Source organism: Pseudomonas sp. ABC1 (assembly GCF_013395055.1).
Lineage (GTDB): Bacteria > Pseudomonadota > Gammaproteobacteria > Pseudomonadales > Pseudomonadaceae > Stutzerimonas.
This window is the reverse complement of the sequence record NZ_CP058349.1, coordinates 2,898,914-2,917,431: the sequence shown is the minus strand read 5'-3', so window position 1 is coordinate 2,917,431 and position 18,518 is coordinate 2,898,914. Positions and strand designations below refer to the sequence as shown.

Below are 18,518 nucleotides of genomic sequence, written 5' to 3'. Positions count from 1 at the left end.
CCCCTACGGCCGGTTGGTCTTTTTACCGCTCAGGCTGGGCACTTTGCGTACCGCACGGACATTGGGTTTCTCGCTCTCCTCGAACCAGTTACCCAAGTGAACCTTGCCCTTGCCTGCCGCGACCTTGGGCTTTTTCGGCTTTTTCGGTTTCTTCAGCACCACGCCGCCAGGGCCGGTCTGCGGCACCCGATGTTCGGGACTGAAACCCTCCTCTTCATGGCGGGGCAGCACCTGCTGGATCAGTGTCTCGATGGCGGACAGTTGGTCGACCTCGTCGGCACACACCAGCGAGACCGCCTCGCCCGTTTCGCCCGCACGCCCCGTACGACCGATGCGATGCACATAGTCCTCGGCAACGATCGGCAGGTCGAAGTTGACCACCTGCTCCAGCGCCTGGATATCCAGGCCTCGGGCCGCTACGTCCGTGGCGACCAGCACCCGCACCTCACCTGCCTTGAAGCGCTCCAGCGCTCGCAGGCGCGCAGGCTGCGGGCGGTCGCCGTGGATGGCGTCGCTGGCAATGCCCACCTGCTGCAGGGTATCCGCCAGTTGCTCGACGCCCTTGCGGGTCTTGGCGAAGACCAGCACCTGGGACCAGCCCCGCTGCTCCAGCAAGTGCAGGAACAGCTCGGTCTTGTGCTTCTTGTCCACCGGCACCAGCCATTGCCGGACCGTCTTCGCGGCGGTGTTGCGCATACCCGTCTCGACCGACAGCGGGTCGCGCAGCAGCTCGCCCGCCAGTGTGCGGATGGCATCGGAGAAGGTCGCGGAAAACAGCAGCGTCTGGCGCTTGCGCGGCAGGGCACAGAACAGCTCGTCCAGTTCCTGGGCAAACCCCAGGTCGAGCATGCGGTCGGCTTCGTCCAGCACCAGCACCTGCAACTGGGAGAAGCGGATCGCGTTCTGCCGGTACAGATCGAGCAACCGCCCCGGCGTGGCCACCAGCACATCCACGCCCTTGCGCAACGCCATCATCTGCGGGTTGATACTGACCCCGCCATAGACGGCATAGGTGCTCAACGGCAACCCACTGGCATAGGCACGAACGCTTTCATGCACCTGTTCGGCAAGCTCGCGGGTCGGCACCAGTACCAGCGCGCGCAGGGCATTGCTCGCCACCGGAGCACCTTGCTGCAACAGCCGTTGCAACAATGGCAAGGCAAAGGCGGCCGTCTTGCCCGTTCCGGTCTGGGCCGCGGCCAGCACATCGCGCCCCTTGAGCACGGCGGGAATGGCCTTGAGCTGGACAGGCGTGGGCGTACGGTAATCGAGGTGTTCCAGCGTCCGCAGCAGCGGATCGATCAGGCCGAGGGAAGCGAAGGTCATGAGCTGAACCGGAGGTTGAAAACGGCGGCCAGTCTACCGGATACACCGGGCTTCGGCGGCGTTTCATCACAGCCGTATTGCCGCTGAGCGGCCCCGTACGACCTCACCTGCGGCCGGCCATGCGATGAGCGACAAGGGCAACGGGCCATAAAAAACTTGGCGAATGAACCCATCTGCTGCCAAACTGTCCCACCAATGCGTCGCACGCCAGACCTTCTGACATGCGCCGCGCTTGCGCCAGGCTTACGTTCGGATGTCGATACCACTCACATTCGACAGGACCGAACGGGATCGCACGCCAGTCGCGATTCGAGCCAGGCATGATTATCCCGGGGCCCAGCCCCTTACATGACAGGATCACTCATGTCCTTTGCTTCCCTCGGTCTCTCCGAGGCTTTGGCCAGTGCCGTCGAGGCTGCTGGCTATACCCAGCCGACTCCAGTGCAACAGCGGGCCATTCCCGCCGTGTTGCAAGGTCGCGACCTGATGGTCGCCGCTCAGACAGGTACCGGCAAGACAGGCGGTTTCGCCCTGCCAGTGCTCGAGCTGCTTTTCCCCAACGGGAAACCCGACCGCGAACAACGCCACACCCCACGCCAACCGCGCGTGCTGGTGCTGACGCCGACGCGCGAACTGGCTGCCCAGGTGCACGACAGCTTCAAGCTCTACGCCCGCGACCTGCCGCTGAAAAGCGCCTGCATCTTCGGCGGGGTCGGCATGAACCCGCAGGTCCAGGCCATCGCCAAGGGCCTGGACGTACTGGTCGCCTGCCCCGGTCGCCTGCTCGACCTGGCCAACCAGAAAGCCATTGACCTGTCCCAGGTGGAAATCCTGGTACTGGATGAAGCCGACCGCATGCTCGACATGGGCTTCATCCACGACGTCAAGAAAGTCCTCGCCAAGCTGCCGAGCAAGCGCCAGAACCTGCTGTTCTCTGCCACCTTCTCGAAGGACATCACCGACCTCGCCGGCAAGCTGCTGCACGAGCCGGAGCGCATCGAGGTCACGCCGCCGAACACCACGGTCGAGCGTATCGAACAACGCGTATTCCGCCTGCCGGCCAGTCACAAGCGTGCCTTGCTGGCTCACCTGATCACCCAGGGTGCCTGGGAACAGGTGCTGGTGTTCACCCGCACCAAGCACGGCGCCAACCGCCTTGCCGAGTACCTGGACAAGCACGGCCTGCCCGCCGTGGCCATCCACGGCAACAAGAGCCAGAACGCCCGCACCAAGGCACTGGCCGACTTCAAGGCGAATGCCGTGCGCATCCTGGTCGCCACCGATATCGCCGCCCGCGGCCTGGATATCGACCAGTTGCCCCATGTGGTCAACTTCGAACTGCCCAACGTGGAAGAAGACTACGTGCACCGCATCGGTCGTACCGGCCGTGCCGGACGTAGCGGTGAAGCCATTTCCCTGGTCGCTCCGGACGAAGAGAAGCTGCTCAAGGGCATCGAACGGATGACCAAGCAGCGCATTCCCGATGGTGACCTCATGGGTTTCGATGCTTCCAGCGTCGAAGCAGAGAAGCCGGAAGTGCGGGAACCGCGTCCGCCACGCCCACCGCGCGGCGAACAGAAGCCACGCGGCGAGCGCAGCAAGAAACCAGCGGCCGAAGGCAGCGGCGAGCAGAAAGAACGCCAGGGGCGCAATCCGCGCAACCGCAACAAGCCCAAAGCCGCCACCAACGCCCAGGGCCAGCCCGCCACCACCCGGCCACCTCGGATTCCGGCGGACCGTGACCCCGAGGTTTTCCTCGACGATGACGTGGACAACTTCGGCAACAGTGTCGATTACGTCAGCCCGTACCAGAACAAGGCCCAGGGCCGTGGCCGCCGCCCCGGTGCCCAGGCCCAGCCACGCGGACAACAATCCGCACCGGCGGCAAACGCCCGTGGCGCGAACCCGGGCAAGGGTAAACGCACGGGGCAGCCACAACAGCGCGCCGGACAGCCTCGACGCAACGGCGAAAATCGCCGCCCGGAACGTGATCTCGCGGAGCCGGCGGTCAAGCCACGCGAGAAGCAACCGGTGATCATCCACAAGGAATCAAAAGTGGATCGGCTGCCCAGCCTCGAGCAGCTCGAACAATTGCCAAGCCGCCCACGCGGTGAAAAACCTGCCTTGCTGACCCGCAACCGCGAGTCGTAAGCAGCAGTCGCCACTGCCGCAGGCTGTCCTGCGGCAGTGGCACTTGGAACATTCCCCCTTTTTGAGCATTCATGTCCGAAAACGGCCAGTCCGCCCATGCGCAGCAGGCTAGACTCGGCGACATGAACAGCCTCCTCCTCGATCACCGACAATGCGAACAAGCCCGCCTGGCGCGTGACCCACGCTTCGATGGCGTGTTCTACACGGCTGTCCTCAGCACCGGGATCTATTGCCGTCCGGTCTGCCCCGCGCGCCCGCCGAAGCCCGAGAATGTCCAGTACTACCCAAGCGCCGCAGCAGCGGCGGCAGCCGGCTTTCGCCCCTGCCTGCGCTGCCGTCCGGAACTCGCGCCGCAGGCACAGCAGGCGTTGTTCGAGCACAACCTGCAACGGGGCCTGGCGCTAATCAACGATGGCTTCCTGCAGGAGCAGTCGATCACCGACCTGGCCCACCGCCTTGGCCTCAGCAGCCGGCAATTGCAGCGCCTGTTCGTCGAGCGGCTGGGGGCCACGCCCAGCCAGGTCCATGCCACCCAGCGCCTGCTCATGGCCAAGCAGCTATTGAGCGAAACCAGCCTGTCGATCACCGATGTGGCGATGGCCGCCGGGTTCAACAGCCTGCGCCGCTTCAATGCCGCCTTTCTGGCAGGCTGCGCAATGCCGCCGAGCGCCTTGCGACGACAGCAGGAGCGAACCACCGGAAACGGCTTGACGCTTCGCCTGGGTTACCGCCCGCCACTGGATTTCCCTGCGATGCTGGCATTCCTGCGACGGCGTGCCATTCCTGGCGTTGAACGCATCGGCGAGGACAGCTACGAACGGGTTACCGGCTCTCCGGAACAACCTGGACACCTGCGGGTGAGCGCCGATCCACAGCGCCCGGAATTGCGCCTGCACCTGGAAAACGTGCCCGCACTCATGATTCCCGACCTGGTGCGCCGCGTGCGACGCATCTTCGACCTCGACGCCGACCTGCGCCTGGTACACGCCAGCCTGGCCAGCGAACCGCTGCTGGCCAAGGGCATCGCTCGTCGTCCGGGCCTGCGCGTACCCGGTGGCTGGGACGGTTTCGAAGTCGCCGTGCGGGCGGTGCTCGGGCAACAGGTCAGTGTCGCGGCGGCCACCACCCTGGCGCGCCGTCTCGTCGAACGCTTCGGCATCGTCCTGCCCGGCATGCCGGAAGGACTGGACCGGCATTTCCCAAGCCCGGCAGACCTGGTCGAAGCCGAACTGGAACAGATCGGCCTGCCACGCACCCGGGCCTCGACCCTGCGTAACCTGGCGCGCGCCTGCCTCGAAGGGCGCCTGGACTTTTCCGCGGGGCAGAGTCTGGAGACGTTCGTCCAGCGCTGCATCGCCCTGCCCGGCATCGGCCCCTGGACCGCGCACTACATGGCCCTGCGCGCCCTCGGCCAACCCGATGCCTACCCGGCCGGGGACCTTATCCTGCGCCAGATGCTCGGTGAAGACTGCACGCTCAGCGAGCGGCAAAGCGAAGCCCGCTCGCAGGCCTGGCGCCCATGGCGTGCCTACGCCGTGCTGCACCTCTGGCACCTGGCCAACGACATGACGGAGGAACCTGCCACATGACCCTGTACTACGATCGTTTCGACAGCCCGATCGGCCCGCTGACCATCGCCGCCGACGAGCATGGCCTGCGCCATGTGCTGTTCCCCGAGAACCGCTACGACGCTCCGGGCCGCGAACACTGGGTGCTCCGGCCCGAGTATCTGGAGCAGCCGCGCCGCCAGTTGCTCGAGTACCTGCAAGGTACGCGGCGGCTGTTCGACCTTGTCCTGTCGCCCATTGGCACGGACTTCCAGCGGCAGGTCTGGCTGGCCCTGGCGGACATTCCCTATGGCCAGACCTGGAGCTACGCCCGCCTGGCCAGCCATGTTGGCAGGCCAGGCGCCAACCGCGCCGTCGGCGCTGCCAATGGTCGCAACCCCCTGCCGATCGTATTGCCCTGTCACCGGGTCATCGGCAGCAATGGCACGTTGACCGGTTTCGGCGGCGGACTGCCTACCAAGGCCGCACTGCTGAGGCTGGAAGGTATCGGCAGCGATCTTTTTACCTGACCGGCAGGAACCCCAGAAACGCGAACGCCGCCCGAAGGCGGCGCTCTTGTTACGACGGTGACGCTCAGCCTTCGGGGGTGTTGGCAAGCTCCTGCCAACCGCCACCCATGGCTTTGAACAGATTCACCTCACTGACCAGCTGTGCCAACCGGTCGCTGATCAACTGCTGCTGAACGCTGAACAGTTGCCGCTGGGCATCCAGCAGGGTCAGGTAGCTGTCCACGCCGGTACGGTAGCGGCGCTCGGCCAGGTCGTAGTAGTCCTCGCTGGTCTGCAACAGGTTACGTTGCGCCTGCACCTGGCGATTGTAGGTTTCCTGGGCGGCGAGGCCATCGGCCACTTCGCTGAAGGCCACCTGGATGGCCTTCTCGTACTGGGCGACCTGGACGTTCTTGCGAATCTCCGCGTAGTCGAGGTTGGCGCGCAGCTGCCCGGCATTGAAGATCGGCAGGCTGATGCTGGGCGCGAACGTCCAGTAGCCGGAGCCGGCGTCGAACAGGCCCGACAGCTCGCTGCTGGCCGTACCGGCGGCACCGGTCAGGCTGACACGCGGGAAGAACGCCGCACGCGCCGCACCGATGCTGGCATTGACCGCCCGCAACTGAAACTCGGCCTGCTGGATGTCAGGGCGGTTGAGCAACAGGTCGGACGGCAGCGACGCCGGCAGTTCGGCCAGTTGACTGCGATCCAGCCCGGCGCCCGCATTCAGCTCGCCAGGGGTACCCTGGCCGAGCAACAGGACCAACGCATTGCGATCCTGGGCCACCAGCCGCGTGTACTGCTCGATGGTGACCCGTGCGCTTTCCACGGCACTGCGCGCCTGGCGCAATTCCAACGCGGAGGCGACGCCAACGTCGAAGCTGCTCTGGGTCAGGGACAGGCTTTCCTCGTAGGTACGCAGGGTGTCACGGGTCACCCGCAACAGCTCCTGGTCGGCCTGCAGGGTGAACCAGGCATTGGCGACGCTCGCCACCAGGCTGATCTGCGTGCTGCGCTGCGCAGCCTCGGTCGCCAGGTACTCCTGCAACGCCTGGTCGCGCAGGCTGCGCAGGCGGCCGAACAGGTCGACCTCCCAGGACACGCCCAGCGTCGCGGTGTATTGCGAACCGATGGCCGAGTCGCCAGTCGAGCTCAGGTCGGCCGGAGTGCGGGTGCGGTTACCCGCCGCGTCAGCGCTGACGGAAGGAAATACACCCGCCCGCTGGACCCGGTACAGCGCCTGGTACGCCTCGACGTTCAGCGCGGCCACGCGCAAGTCGCGGTTGTTCTCCAGCGCGACGTCGATCAGTTTCTGCAATACCGGCTCGCGGAAGAATTCACGCCAGCCCAGGTTGGCACTGGCCGCCTGGGTAGCACGCGGCTCGCCGTAGGCCTCGCCTTGCGGCCAGGCCTTGTCCACCGGCGCCTCCGGGCGCTGGTAGTCCGGAATCAACGAACAACCACCCAGGGCAGCCGACAGGGCCAGGGCAAGTACGGATTTATTCACTGCGATGTCTCCTTATCATCTTCGGCTGCGGCCTTCTTGCGGCCCGCCAGCGAAGACACCATTACAAAGAACAATGGCACCCAGAAAATCACCAGCACGGTGGCCGTCACCATCCCGCCGATCACGCCGGTACCGATGGCGTGCGAGCTGCCCGCCCCCGCACCGCTGGCCAATGCCAGCGGCACGACACCCAGGGTGAACGCCAGCGATGTCATGACGATGGGGCGCAGGCGCATGCGGCACGCCTCGACGGCAGCCTCGAACAGGCCCATGCCGTCACGATACAGGTCCTTGGCGAACTCCACGATGAGAATCGCGTTCTTGGCGGTCAGGCCGATGGTGGTCAACAGCCCCACCTGGAAGAACACGTCGTTGGACAGCCCACGCCCCATGGTCGCCATCAGGGCGCCGACGACACCCAGCGGCACCACCAGCATGACGGCAAAGGGAATCGACCAGCTCTCATAGAGTGCCGCGAGGCACAAGAACACCACCAGCAGGGACAGGGCATACAAGGCCGGAGCCTGGGCACCCGACAGACGCTCTTCATAGGAGAGGCCGGTCCACGAGTAACCGATGCCTTCCGGCAGCTCGGCCATGATTTCCTCGACGGCAGCCATGGCATCGCCAGTACTGTATCCAGGCGCTGCTTCACCCAGGATTTCGAAAGCCGAGACACCGTTGTAGCGCGTCAGCTTGGGCGAACCATAAACCCACTCGCCCGTGGTGAAGGCACTGAACGGCACCATATCGCCCTGGTCGTTGCGCACGAACCATTTGTCCAGGTCCTCAGGGTTCATACGGGCATTGGCTTCGCCCTGCATGTAGACCTTCTTCACCCGGCCACGGTCGATGAAGTCGTTGATGTAACTGGAACCCCAGGCAATCGACAGGGTGCTGTTCACATCGCTGAGGGAAACACCCAGTACACGCACCTTCTCGTCGTCGATGACCAACTGGTACTGCGGCTCGTCGTTCAGGCCGTTGGGACGCACCGAGGCCAGGCGTGCGTCCTTGGCAGCCATGCCGAGGAACTTGTTGCGCGCCGCCATCAGTTCGTCATGCCCGACCCCGGCCATGTCCTGGATGAAGAAGTTGAAACCGGTGGCGTTACCCAGCTCCATCACCGCAGGCGGCGCGAAGGCGAACACCATGGCATCGCGGAAGTTGGCGAAGTGCGCCTGGGCGCGTCCCGCCAGGGCGAACACGCTGTCTTCCGAGCCCTTGCGCTCATCCCAGGGTTTCAGGCCGATAAAGGCCATCGCCGAGTTCTGCCCACGCCCGGCGAAGTTGAAGCCGGTCACGGTGAACACCGAGTTGACCACTTCGCTTTCCTCTTTCAGGAGGTACTCGCGCATGGCATCCACGGTCTGCTGGGTACGTTCGGCAGTGGAGCCCGCTGGAGTCTGCACCTGGGCGAACAGTACGCCCTGGTCCTCGTCGGGCAGGAAGGCGCTGGGAATGCGGTTGAACAGCACCACCATCCCCGCGACGATCAGCAGGTAGACCAGCAGGAACGGCAGCTTGCGCCGCAGGACCCTCTTCACCCCGCCTTCATAGTGATTGACGCCGCGCTCGAAGGTGCGGTTGAACCAGCCGAAGAAGCCACGTTTCTCTTCGTGATGCCCCTTGGGAATCGGCTTGAGCAGTGTAGCGCAGAGTGCCGGCGTGAAGATCAGTGCCACCAGTACCGACAGCGCCATGGCCGAGGCGATGGTGATCGAGAACTGCCGGTAGATCACCCCGGTGGAGCCGCCGAAGAACGCCATCGGCAGGAACACCGCCGACAGCACCAGGCCGATCCCCACCAGGGCACCCTGGATCTGCCCCATGGATTTGCGCGTGGCCTCCAGCGGTGACAAGCCCTCCTCGGCCATCACCCGCTCGACGTTCTCCACCACCACGATGGCATCGTCCACCAACAGGCCGATGGCCAGCACCATGGCGAACATGGTCAGGGTGTTGACGCTGAAACCGAACAGCGCCAGTACACCGAAGGTGCCCAGCAGTACCACAGGCACTGCCAGGGTCGGGATCAGGGTGGCACGGAAGTTCTGCAGGAACAGGTACATCACCAGGAACACCAGCCCGATGGCTTCGAACAGGGTGTGCACGACGTTGGTGATGGACACCGACACCACTGGCGAGGTGTCGTAGGGGTAGACCACCTTCATTCCGCTCGGGAAGAAAGGCTCCAGCTCGGAAATGGTCGCGCGGATCGCCTTGGCGGTATCCAGGGCATTGGCCCCGGTTGCCAGCTTGACCGCCATACCCGAGGCCGGCATGCCGTTGTAGAGGGCGTCGATGGACATGTTCTGCGAGTCCAGATCGACCCTGGCAACGTCCTTGAGGCGCACCTGGGAGCCGTCGTTGTTGACCTTCAGCAGGATCTCGCGGAACTGCTCCGGCGTCTGCAGACGGGTCTTGCCGATGATGGTCGCGCTCAACTGCTGCCCCGGCACCGCTGGCAATCCGCCGAACTGACCGGCGGACACCTGGACGTTCTGCGCCTGGATCGCGGCACTGATGTCGACCGGTGTCAGGTTGTAGTTGTTCAGCTTGGCCGGATCGAGCCAGATGCGCATGGCATAGGGCGAACCGAATACCTGGAAGTCACCGACCCCGGAGGTACGCGAGATCGGGTCCTGGATATTGGACACGATGTAGTCCGACAGGTCGGCGCGGGACATCGTGCCATCGGTGGAAACCACACCGATCACCAGCAGGAAGTTGCGCGCCGCCTTGGTCACGCGAATCCCCTGCTGCTGCACTTCTTGCGGCAGCAGCGGCGTTGCCAGCTGCAGTTTGTTCTGCACCTGCACCTGGGCGATGTCCGGGTCCGTGCCTTGTTCGAAGGTCACGGTGATAGTCATGCTGCCGTCCGAGTTGCTCTCCGACGACATATAGCGCAAGCCGTCGATGCCGTTGAGCTGCTGCTCGATGACCTGCACCACGGTGTCCTGCACGGTCTGCGCCGAGGCGCCCGGATAGGCGACCGAAATGGCCACTGCCGGCGGGGCGATGCTCGGGTACTGGTTGACCGGAAGCCCGAGGATGGACAGGCCACCCGCGAGCATGATCACCAGGGCGATTACCCAGGCGAAGATCGGCCGATCGATGAAGAATCTGGACATTGTCTATTACCCTTGCTCGGCCTTATTGGGCTTGAGGCTTGTCGGTATCGACATTGGAAGCCGGAACAGCCTTGACTTCGACGCCGGGCTGGATGAATTGCAGTCCCTCGGTGATCAGGCGATCACCCGCGTTCAGCCCCTCGCTGACCAGCCAGCGGTTACCGACCGCACGTTCAGTCTTGAGCTGGCGCAGCTCCGCCTTGCCATTGGCATCCACGACCATGGCCGTGGCTTCGCCGCGCGGCGTGCGGGTAATGCCTTGCTGCGGCGCCAGGATCGCCTCACGCCGGACCCCGGCGATCAGTTGCGCATGCACGAACATGCCGGGCAGCAGGTTCTTGTCGGGGTTGGGGAACACGGCACGCAGCGTCACCGATCCGGTGGTGGAATCCACCGAGACTTCGGAGAACTCCAGGGTGCCTTCGTGCTCGTAGAGCGAGCCGTCTTCGAGTGTCAGCGAAACCCGCGCGGCATTCTCACCCGCGCGCTCCAAGCGGCCCTGCTCGAGGTCGCGGCGCAGCGTCAGCAACTCGCGGGAAGGCTGGGTGACGTCCACATAGATCGGGTCGAGTTGCTGGATGGTCGCCAGCGCCTGGGTCTGGCCATTACTCACCAGGGCGCCCTCGGTCACGGCGGAGCGGCCGATACGGCCAGCGATCGGCGCCAGCACCTTGGTGTAGCGGACATTGATGCGCGCCTGCTCGAGGTTCGCCTCGGCTTGCAGATTGGCCGCCCGCGCCTCGTCATAGGCCTGCTTGCTGACCGCCTGGTCCTTGACCAGCGATGCATAGCGCTCGGCCAGCGATTTGCTGGATGCCAGGCTGGCCTGAGCGCTCTTCAAGGTCGCGTCATAGACCGATGCATCGATCTGGTACAGCTGCTCGCCCGCCTTGACTTCGCTGCCTTCGGTGAACAGGCGTTTCTGGATCACGCCATTGACCTGCGGACGGACCTCGGCGATGCGAAAGGCCTGCGTACGCCCTGGCAGTTCGGTGGTCAGCGAGAACGGCTCGGCCTGCAAGGTGACGATTCCCACTTGTGGCGCCTGCTGTGCGGGCGGCGGAGTCTGCTCCTTGCAGGCGCTGAGCACGATCGAGGCAGCCATGATTGAAACCAGAGCGGCACTGGTTGACTTGACGGACATGTGGAAAACCTCTTGAAGAACGGAACGAGCGGATCAAGGCGATCGCAACGGCCTCGACAGACACCGATAGCAGAGTGCCGGGAATATACTTACATTCACAACTGTCTGTAAACCGCTTGTGCTGACCGAAATAGTGTGAGCAAAGCCATTGTCCGAAATGAAAAAGCGCCGGCACAGGGGGCTGTACCAGCGCTTTCGGACAGCCATCCGCAATTACTTGCGAACACCTTCGACCGTCAGGATCAGCTCGACTTCCTGGGAAGCCGGGCCTGGCCCTTCGATATTGAAGTCCTTCAGCTTCAGCGTGGTACCGCCCTCGAAACCGGCGCGGTAGCCGCCCCATGGGTCGTTGCCTTCGCCGAGGAACTTGGCCTTGAGCACAACGGGCTTGGTCACGCCATTCAGGGTCAGGTTGCCGGTGATGTCGGCAGTGCCTTCGCCAGTGGACTTGACTGCGGTGGATTCGAAAGTCGAAATCGGGTGCTTGCTGGTGTTGAGGAACTTGTCGCCACGCAGGTGCTTGTCACGCTCGGCATGGTTGGAGTCCAGGCTGGCAGTCTTGATCTCGACCTTGACCTTGCTCGCTTCCGGCTTGGCCGCGTCGAAGCTGAAGCTGCCATCGAAGTCCTTGAAGGTGCCATACAGCCAGCTGTAGCCCAGGTGGCTGATCTTGAAATTGATGAAGGCGTGCTGACCTTCCTTGTCGATGGCGTAGTCGGCGGCCAGGGCCTGGCCTGCGAACAGGGCCGAGCCCAGGGCCAGGGCTGCGAAGCTTTTCTTCAACATGGATGAAACTCCTTTAAAGGTTGTGATATTCACACTCAAGCGCGTCCAAACATGCGCTTGAGCGTCGAATCGCGGTCGATGAAATGATGCTTGATAGCGGCCAGGCCATGCAGGCCGGCGAAAATCACCAGCCCCCAGGCCAGGTAGTGGTGCACCATGCCGGCGATATCTTCCTGACGGGGTATCGAGGTCAGGGTGGCAGGCACTTCGAACAGCCCGAAGACACTGATCGGCCGTCCATCGGCGGTGGAAATCAGGTAGCCCGAGGTCATCAGCACGAACAAGCCGACATACAGGAACAGATGGCCTGCCTTGCTGGCCAGGCGGGTCAGCGTGCCATGGCTGGCCAGGGCTGCCGGCACGGGGCTGGCGAAACGCCAGAGAACACGCAGCAGCATCAGGCTGAACAGCAGGATACCGACACTCTTGTGGATGTCCGGCGCGGTGCGATACCAGTTGCTGTAGTAGTCCAGCCCCATCATCCAGTACCCGAGACCGAACAGGCCGAACACCACGAGCGCGACCAGCCAGTGAATGGCGATGCTGACCAATCCATAGTTGCTCGAAGAGTTGCGCCATTGCATGACCGATATATCCCTCAACGCTGAAAGCAAGAATCCTAATGATTAATCTATCTCAATCGAGCGCATTTTTTCGCTCTGAAACATCGATTAACCAGATAGGTGCAGGCCCTCGGCGGAGGCTCTATCTCCCGACTCACCCGCGACTGGCGGTTGACCTTTCCTCAACACCCCCTAGGCTGGCGACTTCCCGGCTTGGCGGATTCAGGTAGAACGGCCTGCCGTCCTATCGATTTAACGCCCAGCCAGACGACACCCAGGAGCCACTATGAGCCTCAACCAGAGCTGGATGCAGCGCGACCTCGCGGTGCTCTGGCATCCCTGCACACAGATGAAAGACCACGAACGGCTGCCTTTGATCCCTATTCGTCGCGGCGAAGGCGTCTGGCTGGAAGATTTCGATGGAAAACGCTACCTGGATGCGGTCGGTTCCTGGTGGGTCAACGTGTTTGGGCATGCCAATCCGCGCATCGGCCAGCGCATCAAGGACCAGTTGGACCAACTGGAGCATGTGATGCTGGCCGGGTTCAGCCATGGCCCGGTGATCGAGCTGTCGGAACGTCTGGTCGCCCTGACGCCGAACGGGCTGGACCGGGTGTTCTACGCCGACAACGGCTCGTCCGGCATCGAGATCGCGCTGAAGATGAGCCACCACTATTGGGTCAACCAGGGGCGCCCGGAGAAATCCCGCTTCGTCACCCTGAGCAACAGCTACCACGGCGAGACCGTCGCGGCGATGTCGGTCAGTGACGTGCCACTCTTTACCTCGACCTACAAGGCGCTGCTGCTGGACACCCTCAAGGTGCCCAGCCCGGACTGCTACCTGCGAGAGGAAGACGTGAGCTGGGAGGCGCATTCGCGGCAGATGTTCGAGCACATGGAGCGCACCCTGGCCGAACATGCCAGCGAAGTCGCGGCGGTCATCGTCGAACCGTTGATCCAGGGCGCATGCGGCATGCGCATGTACCACCCGATCTACCTGACGCTGCTGCGCGAAGCCTGCGACCGCCACGGCGTGCTGCTGATCCTCGACGAAATCGCCGTCGGCTTCGGTCGCACCGGCACAATGTTCGCCTGCGAGCAGGCAGGCATCACACCGGACTTCCTCTGCCTGTCCAAGGCCCTGACCGGTGGCTACCTGCCGATGGCCGCAGTGCTGACCACCGAGACCGTCTACCAGGCGTTCTACGACGACTACGGCAGCCTGCGCGGCTTCCTGCATTCGCACACCTACACCGGCAACCCGCTGGCCTGTGCAGCGGCGCTGGCGACACTGGATATCTTCCAACAGGACAATGTGATCGAAGCCAACAAGGCCCTGGCCGAGCACATGCGCACGGCCACCGCGCACCTGGTCGACCACCCGCATGTCGCCGAAGTCCGGCAGACCGGCATGGCCCTGGCGATCGAAATGGTCGAGGACAAGGCCAGCCGCACCCCCTACCCCTGGCAGGAGCGCCGTGGCCTGCAGGTCTATCAACACGCGCTGCAACGCGGTGCACTGTTGCGTCCCCTCGGCAGCGTGGTTTATTTCCTGCCGCCCTACGTCATTACCGAGGAGCAGATCGACTTTCTTGCGCAGGTCACCACCGAGGGTATCGACCTGGCGACCCGCAAGCCGAGCGTATCCGTCGGCCTGTCTTCCTACACGGCCTTCCACGACCCCGGTTGAGTACCTCCGGAGGGGCGGGCCTCTCAAGCGTGGTGGCTATATGACATATATTTGGCGGGCATCAATATATTCGGCCCGGCGAAGTGCTTTCATATGCCAAAGATTGACGCCGCACCGTGCGGCAGCCGCCCCCTATATCCACGGAGAGACCCATGCTATCCGGACTCAGAATAAGAAACCTGACCGTCACCCGAAAACTGGCACTGGGTTTCGGCCTGCTGCTGGTGCTGGCGTTGCTGCTGGCACTGATCGGCGAGAACGGCCTGCGCAGCAGCGGCAAGTCCCTGCAACGCATCAGTCTGGTCAGCACCCTGTTCGATGAAACCGTCTTCACCCGCGAAGCCAACTACAACTACGCACTGAAACCGGCGCCCGAGCACCTCTCCGACCACGAAGAACACAGCAAAAACCTGAGCAATGCCCTCGACGGCCTGCTGGGCGATATCCAGGCCAACCGCTGGCCCGCCCAGGACCGGGCAGCAGTCGAGCGCCTGCGCACCACACTCGACAGCTACACCCGCGAACGCAGCCAGGCCACGACCACCGACGCCCTGCTAGCCGCCAATGGTCGCCTGCTGGAACTGCAAGAAAGCATCAACACGCTGTACTACGCCGAAGAAGGCCGTGCCGCCGCCCAGGTGACCAACACCGGCATCATGCTGGGTGCCGTCACGCTGCTGGCGATCATCAGCGGCGCACTGGTGGCGCTGGTCATCAGCCGCCAGATCGTCAACCCGCTGCGCCGCGCGGTGGACGCCGCACAGCGCATCGCCGATGGCGACCTGACCGTCGAACTGCACAGCCAGCGCAGCGATGAGCTGGGCGTCCTGCTGCGCGCCATCAACAATATGAGCCTGAGCCTGCGCGACGTCATCGCACAGATCGGCAGTGGCTCGCACCAGTTGGCGGCGTCGGCGTCGCAACTGGCCTCGATCACCAACCAGACCCAGGCCGGCATCGACAGCCAACGTAGCGAAACCGATCTGGTCGCCACCGCGATGAACGAAATGTCCGCGACCGTGCAGGAAGTCGCGCAGAACTCGGAACAGGCGGCCAGCGCCGCCCAGGAAGCGGACCATGAGGCGGGCCACGCCCTGCAACTCTCGCAACAGGCCATCGAGCAGATCGAAGTACTGGCACGGGATGTCGGCATATCCGCCGAGTCGATGGCCCGGCTGCGACAGGAAAGCGAGCGCATCGGCGGTGTGCTGGATGTGATCAAGACCGTTGCCGGCCAGACCAACCTGCTGGCGCTCAACGCCGCCATCGAAGCCGCCCGCGCGGGCGAGGCGGGCCGTGGCTTCGCCGTGGTCGCCGACGAAGTGCGCAACCTGGCGCAGCGCACGCAGAATTCATCGGAGGAAATCGAGAAACTGATCGCCAGCCTGCAGGATATCGCCGGGGAAAGCAGCCGCATGATGCAGACCAGCGTCGACCAGACCCACCTGTCGGTCAACGGTGTGCGCGACACCGGCGCGGCGCTGGCCGCGATCACCCGCCAGGTATCCAACATCCAGCAGATGAGTGCGCTGATCGCCACCGCCGCCGAGGAACAATCGGCGGTGGCCGAAGAGATCAACCGCAGCGTCTCCACGGTGCGCGACACCGCCGAGGAATCCGCCAGCGCCAGCGCGGAAATCTCCGCCGCCAGCACCGAACTGGCGCGCCTGGGCAACGACCTGGAGCGCCTGGTCCGCCACTTCCGCACGTAACGACAGCCGGGTGCGCTGCGTGTACCAGTATTACGCAGCGCACCCAGTACCTGCTTCGCAGTTGGCAGGGTTCAAGCGCCGGTGCCGCGCCCCCAGAGTTGCAGCACGTCGAGCATGCGGTTGGAGAACGCCCACTCGTTGTCGTACCAGGCCAATACCTTGACCAGGTCGCCCTGCACCCGTGTATGGCTGAGGTCGGCCACGCAGGATGTCGCATAACCGTTGAAGTCATGGGACACCAGCGGCAGCGTATTGCACTCCATCACCCCTTCCGGAAGACGCTCCGCACCCTCGCGCAACGCCTGGTTGAGCGCCTCGACGCTGGCTGGTGCGCACTCGGCGGTGAACGTCAGGTCGACCAGCGACACGTTCGGCGTCGGCACCCGTACCGAGAGCCCGTCCAGTCGCCCCGCCAGCTCCGGCAGCACCAGGCCGATGGCCCTCGCGGCACCGGTGGTCGAGGGAATCATCGACAATGCGGCGGCACGGGCGCGGTAGAGGTCCTTGTGCGCCTTGTCCAGCAGGTTCTGGTCATTGGTGTAGGCGTGCACGGTGTTCAGCAGTCCCTGGCGAATGCCCACCGCCTCGTGCAGCACCTTGGCCAGCGGCGCCAGGCAGTTGGTGGTGCAGGACGCATTGGAGAGGATGCGCTGGTCGGCCAGCAGGTGGTGGTTGACGCCATAGACCACCGTCAGGTCGGCGCCGTCCAGCGGGTGCGATGCGAACACCCGGCCAGCCCCGGCCTGCAAGTGCTGCTCGGCCTGGGCGCGTTGCTTGAACTTGCCGGAGCACTCCAGCACCACGTCGATGCCCAGTTCCTTCCAGGGCAGACGCGACGGCTCGCGCTCGCTGAGCAGGCGAATCGACTGGTCGCGGATACGCAGGCGATCACCTTCCAGCGCCACCGGCTCGTGGAAACGGCCAAAGGTCGAGTCGAAGCGGGTCAGGTGCGCCAGGGTGTCGTTGTCGCTCAGGTCGTTGATCGCTTCGATGCGGATCTGCTGATCCAGCCCCCGCTCGAACAGCGCCCGCAGCACGGCGCGGCCAATGCGCCCATACCCGTTGATGGCAATACGCAGCATATCGATAGTCCCTCTGTGTTGATCCTGCCGCGAGTATCACCGGGCAGGCGACTCGCGGCCAGAGGCAAGCCTTGAGCCGGATCAGCAAAACATCGGGCGGTATGCGATTTTTCTTCGATCCGCGGGCGATTTGCGAGAGAATGCGCCGCTTTCACGGGGGCGATGGCCGCCCGCTTTTCGCCTGAGGTAGCGTGATAGTGGAACAGTTGAAACAGAAAATCCGCAGTGAAGGTATCGTCCTCTCGGACAAAGTGCTCAAGGTCGATGCCTTTCTGAACCATCAGATCGATCCACTGCTGATGCAGCAGATCGGCCATGAATTCGCCCAGCGTTTCAAGGATGCCGGCATCACCAAGATCGTCACCATCGAGGCTTCGGGCATCGCCCCGGCAGTGATGGCTGGACTGGAACTGGGCGTACCGGTGATCTTCGCCCGCAAGCACCAGTCGCTGACGCTCAACGACAACCTGCTGACCGCCTCGGTCTACTCGTTCACCAAGCAGGTCGAAAGCACCATCGCCATTTCCACCCAGCACCTGTCGAGTGCCGACCGGGTGCTGGTCATCGACGACTTCCTGGCCAACGGCAAGGCCGCCCAGGGCCTGATCGAGATCATCCAAAAGGCCGGCGCCAGCATTGCCGGGCTGGGCATCGTGATCGAGAAGTCCTTCCAGGCCGGGCGCCAGGAGCTGGAGCAGGCCGGATACCGTGTCGAGTCCCTCGCCCGGGTGCAGGCCCTGCGCGACGGTCAGGTGTTCTTCCTCGACTGAGAAGAACCCTTGCGCCACATATGAAAAAACCGCCTGCTGGCGGTTTTTTCGTTGAAGCGTCTTGCGAGCCGATCAGAGGCCGGACATGTGCTGGATGGCTCCCTTGAGTTCATCATCCGTGCAGTCGGCACAGGTGCCTTTCGGCGGCATGGCGTTCAGGCCCTTGATGGCGGTGGCCAGCAGGCCGTCCAGTCCGCCTTCCTTGTCTGCGCGGGCCTTCCAGGCGGCGCTATCGCCGACCTTCGGCGCATCCAGCAGACCAATGCTATGGCACGCATTGCAGAACTTGGCGACCACGTCCTGACCGGAGCGGGCACCACCACCAGCGACCGCCGAAGCGCCTGCCGCAGCGGCTGCGCACTCCTGGCCCTGGATGCAGACTTCACCCACCGGCTTCAGACGAGCGGCGATGGCATCGTTCGTCGTAGCCTGAGCGTTCATTGCCCACAAGGCTACTACGGCAGTCTGTGCTGCCAGGATCTTTTTAATTAGGTTCACCTTACACCCTCATCTGGCTAGATACGCCCGCGGCCACGGTATCGCGAGCGGGCGACATTATATCGAGAAGCCAGACGGCCCGAAACAACCTATATGTCG

General features: G+C 63.9%; 14 protein-coding genes. 6 read left to right on the top strand and 8 right to left on the bottom strand.

Annotation, left to right across the window (positions count from 1 at the left end; genetic code table 11):
* Positions 1–3: 3 nt before the first annotated feature.
* On the bottom strand, positions 4–1,326 hold the full coding sequence (locus HW090_RS12780; RefSeq protein ID WP_179113884.1) for a DEAD/DEAH box helicase: 1,323 nt from the start codon (positions 1,324–1,326) through the stop codon (positions 4–6).
* Positions 1,327–1,689: 363 nt separating this feature from the next.
* Here HW090_RS12780 and HW090_RS12775 point away from each other — a divergent pair, with 363 nt between their 5' ends.
* The 3 genes from HW090_RS12775 to HW090_RS12765 all read left to right on the top strand — a co-directional run bounded on the left by HW090_RS12775 (position 1,690) and on the right by HW090_RS12765 (position 5,554).
* On the top strand, positions 1,690–3,477 hold the full coding sequence (locus HW090_RS12775; RefSeq protein WP_179113883.1) for a DEAD/DEAH box helicase: 1,788 nt from the start codon (positions 1,690–1,692) through the stop codon (positions 3,475–3,477).
* A 122-nt stretch (positions 3,478–3,599) separates the two neighbouring features.
* The gene (locus HW090_RS12770) at positions 3,600–5,066 is read left to right on the top strand and encodes a DNA-3-methyladenine glycosylase 2 (RefSeq protein ID WP_179113882.1); all 1,467 of its coding nucleotides are present in this window, start codon (positions 3,600–3,602) and stop codon (positions 5,064–5,066) included.
* Positions 5,063–5,554: a methylated-DNA--[protein]-cysteine S-methyltransferase gene (locus HW090_RS12765; RefSeq protein WP_179113881.1), complete on the top strand. Its 492-nt coding sequence runs from the start codon at positions 5,063–5,065 to the stop codon at positions 5,552–5,554. The genes HW090_RS12770 and HW090_RS12765 overlap by 4 nt, the downstream gene beginning before the upstream one ends.
* A 64-nt stretch (positions 5,555–5,618) precedes the next feature.
* Here the strand turns inward: HW090_RS12765 and adeC are convergent, their stop codons facing one another.
* The 5 genes from adeC to HW090_RS12740 all read right to left on the bottom strand — a co-directional run bounded on the left by adeC (position 5,619) and on the right by HW090_RS12740 (position 12,688).
* On the bottom strand, positions 5,619–7,040 hold the full coding sequence (gene adeC / locus HW090_RS12760; RefSeq protein ID WP_179113880.1) for an AdeC/AdeK/OprM family multidrug efflux complex outer membrane factor: 1,422 nt from the start codon (positions 7,038–7,040) through the stop codon (positions 5,619–5,621).
* A complete protein-coding gene (locus tag HW090_RS12755; RefSeq protein ID WP_179113879.1) occupies positions 7,037–10,174 on the bottom strand; it encodes an efflux RND transporter permease subunit in 3,138 nt (1,045 codons plus the stop codon). The genes adeC and HW090_RS12755 overlap by 4 nt, the downstream gene beginning before the upstream one ends.
* A 22-nt stretch (positions 10,175–10,196) precedes the next feature.
* Positions 10,197–11,318, bottom strand: coding sequence for an efflux RND transporter periplasmic adaptor subunit (locus HW090_RS12750; RefSeq protein WP_179113878.1), 1,122 nt, complete (start codon positions 11,316–11,318; stop codon positions 10,197–10,199).
* A 213-nt stretch (positions 11,319–11,531) separates the two neighbouring features.
* Positions 11,532–12,104 carry a YceI family protein gene (locus HW090_RS12745; RefSeq protein ID WP_179113877.1) on the bottom strand — a complete coding sequence of 191 codons (573 nt, stop codon included), beginning with the start codon at positions 12,102–12,104 and terminating at the stop codon, positions 11,532–11,534.
* Between the two features lie 35 nt (positions 12,105–12,139).
* A complete protein-coding gene (locus tag HW090_RS12740) occupies positions 12,140–12,688 on the bottom strand; it encodes a cytochrome b (RefSeq protein WP_179113876.1) in 549 nt (182 codons plus the stop codon).
* 265 nt (positions 12,689–12,953) lie between these two features.
* On the opposite strand from HW090_RS12740, the gene HW090_RS12735 reads away from it, so the two are divergent.
* A complete protein-coding gene (locus HW090_RS12735) occupies positions 12,954–14,357 on the top strand; it encodes an adenosylmethionine--8-amino-7-oxononanoate transaminase (RefSeq protein WP_179113875.1) in 1,404 nt (467 codons plus the stop codon).
* Between the two features lie 152 nt (positions 14,358–14,509).
* A complete protein-coding gene (locus HW090_RS12730; protein ID WP_179113874.1) occupies positions 14,510–16,069 on the top strand; it encodes a methyl-accepting chemotaxis protein in 1,560 nt (519 codons plus the stop codon).
* A 71-nt stretch (positions 16,070–16,140) separates the two neighbouring features.
* Here the strand turns inward: HW090_RS12730 and gap are convergent, their stop codons facing one another.
* Positions 16,141–17,151 (bottom strand): type I glyceraldehyde-3-phosphate dehydrogenase, encoded by a 1,011-nt coding sequence (gap, locus tag HW090_RS12725; protein WP_179113873.1) that lies wholly within the window; start codon positions 17,149–17,151, stop codon positions 16,141–16,143.
* Positions 17,152–17,348: 197 nt separating this feature from the next.
* Between gap and HW090_RS12720 the strand changes: the two genes are divergently transcribed.
* Complete coding sequence (locus HW090_RS12720; RefSeq protein WP_179113872.1) at positions 17,349–17,921, top strand: xanthine phosphoribosyltransferase; 573 nt, start codon at positions 17,349–17,351, stop codon at positions 17,919–17,921.
* A 72-nt stretch (positions 17,922–17,993) separates the two neighbouring features.
* On the opposite strand, the gene HW090_RS12715 is transcribed toward HW090_RS12720, so the two are convergent.
* Entirely contained in the window at positions 17,994–18,419 is a 426-nt protein-coding gene (locus HW090_RS12715) for a cytochrome c5 family protein (protein WP_179113871.1), read from the bottom strand.
* Between the last annotated feature and the right edge of the window lie 99 nt (positions 18,420–18,518).

Excerpts from the sequence above, each read along its gene's own strand:
- HW090_RS12780 (WP_179113884.1), bottom strand. The coding sequence starts at position 1,326 with ATGACCTTCGCTTCCCTCGGCCTGATCGATCCGCTGCTGCGGACGCTG.
- HW090_RS12775 (WP_179113883.1), top strand. The coding sequence starts at position 1,690 with ATGTCCTTTGCTTCCCTCGGTCTCTCCGAGGCTTTGGCCAGTGCCGTC.
- HW090_RS12770 (WP_179113882.1), top strand. The coding sequence starts at position 3,600 with ATGAACAGCCTCCTCCTCGATCACCGACAATGCGAACAAGCCCGCCTG.
- HW090_RS12765 (WP_179113881.1), top strand. The coding sequence starts at position 5,063 with ATGACCCTGTACTACGATCGTTTCGACAGCCCGATCGGCCCGCTGACC.
- HW090_RS12755 (WP_179113879.1), bottom strand. The coding sequence starts at position 10,174 with ATGTCCAGATTCTTCATCGATCGGCCGATCTTCGCCTGGGTAATCGCC.
- HW090_RS12750 (WP_179113878.1), bottom strand. The coding sequence starts at position 11,318 with ATGTCCGTCAAGTCAACCAGTGCCGCTCTGGTTTCAATCATGGCTGCC.
- HW090_RS12745 (WP_179113877.1), bottom strand. The coding sequence starts at position 12,104 with ATGTTGAAGAAAAGCTTCGCAGCCCTGGCCCTGGGCTCGGCCCTGTTC.
- HW090_RS12740 (WP_179113876.1), bottom strand. The coding sequence starts at position 12,688 with ATGCAATGGCGCAACTCTTCGAGCAACTATGGATTGGTCAGCATCGCC.
- HW090_RS12735 (WP_179113875.1), top strand. The coding sequence starts at position 12,954 with ATGAGCCTCAACCAGAGCTGGATGCAGCGCGACCTCGCGGTGCTCTGG.
- HW090_RS12730 (WP_179113874.1), top strand. The coding sequence starts at position 14,510 with ATGCTATCCGGACTCAGAATAAGAAACCTGACCGTCACCCGAAAACTG.
- gap (WP_179113873.1), bottom strand. The coding sequence starts at position 17,151 with ATGCTGCGTATTGCCATCAACGGGTATGGGCGCATTGGCCGCGCCGTG.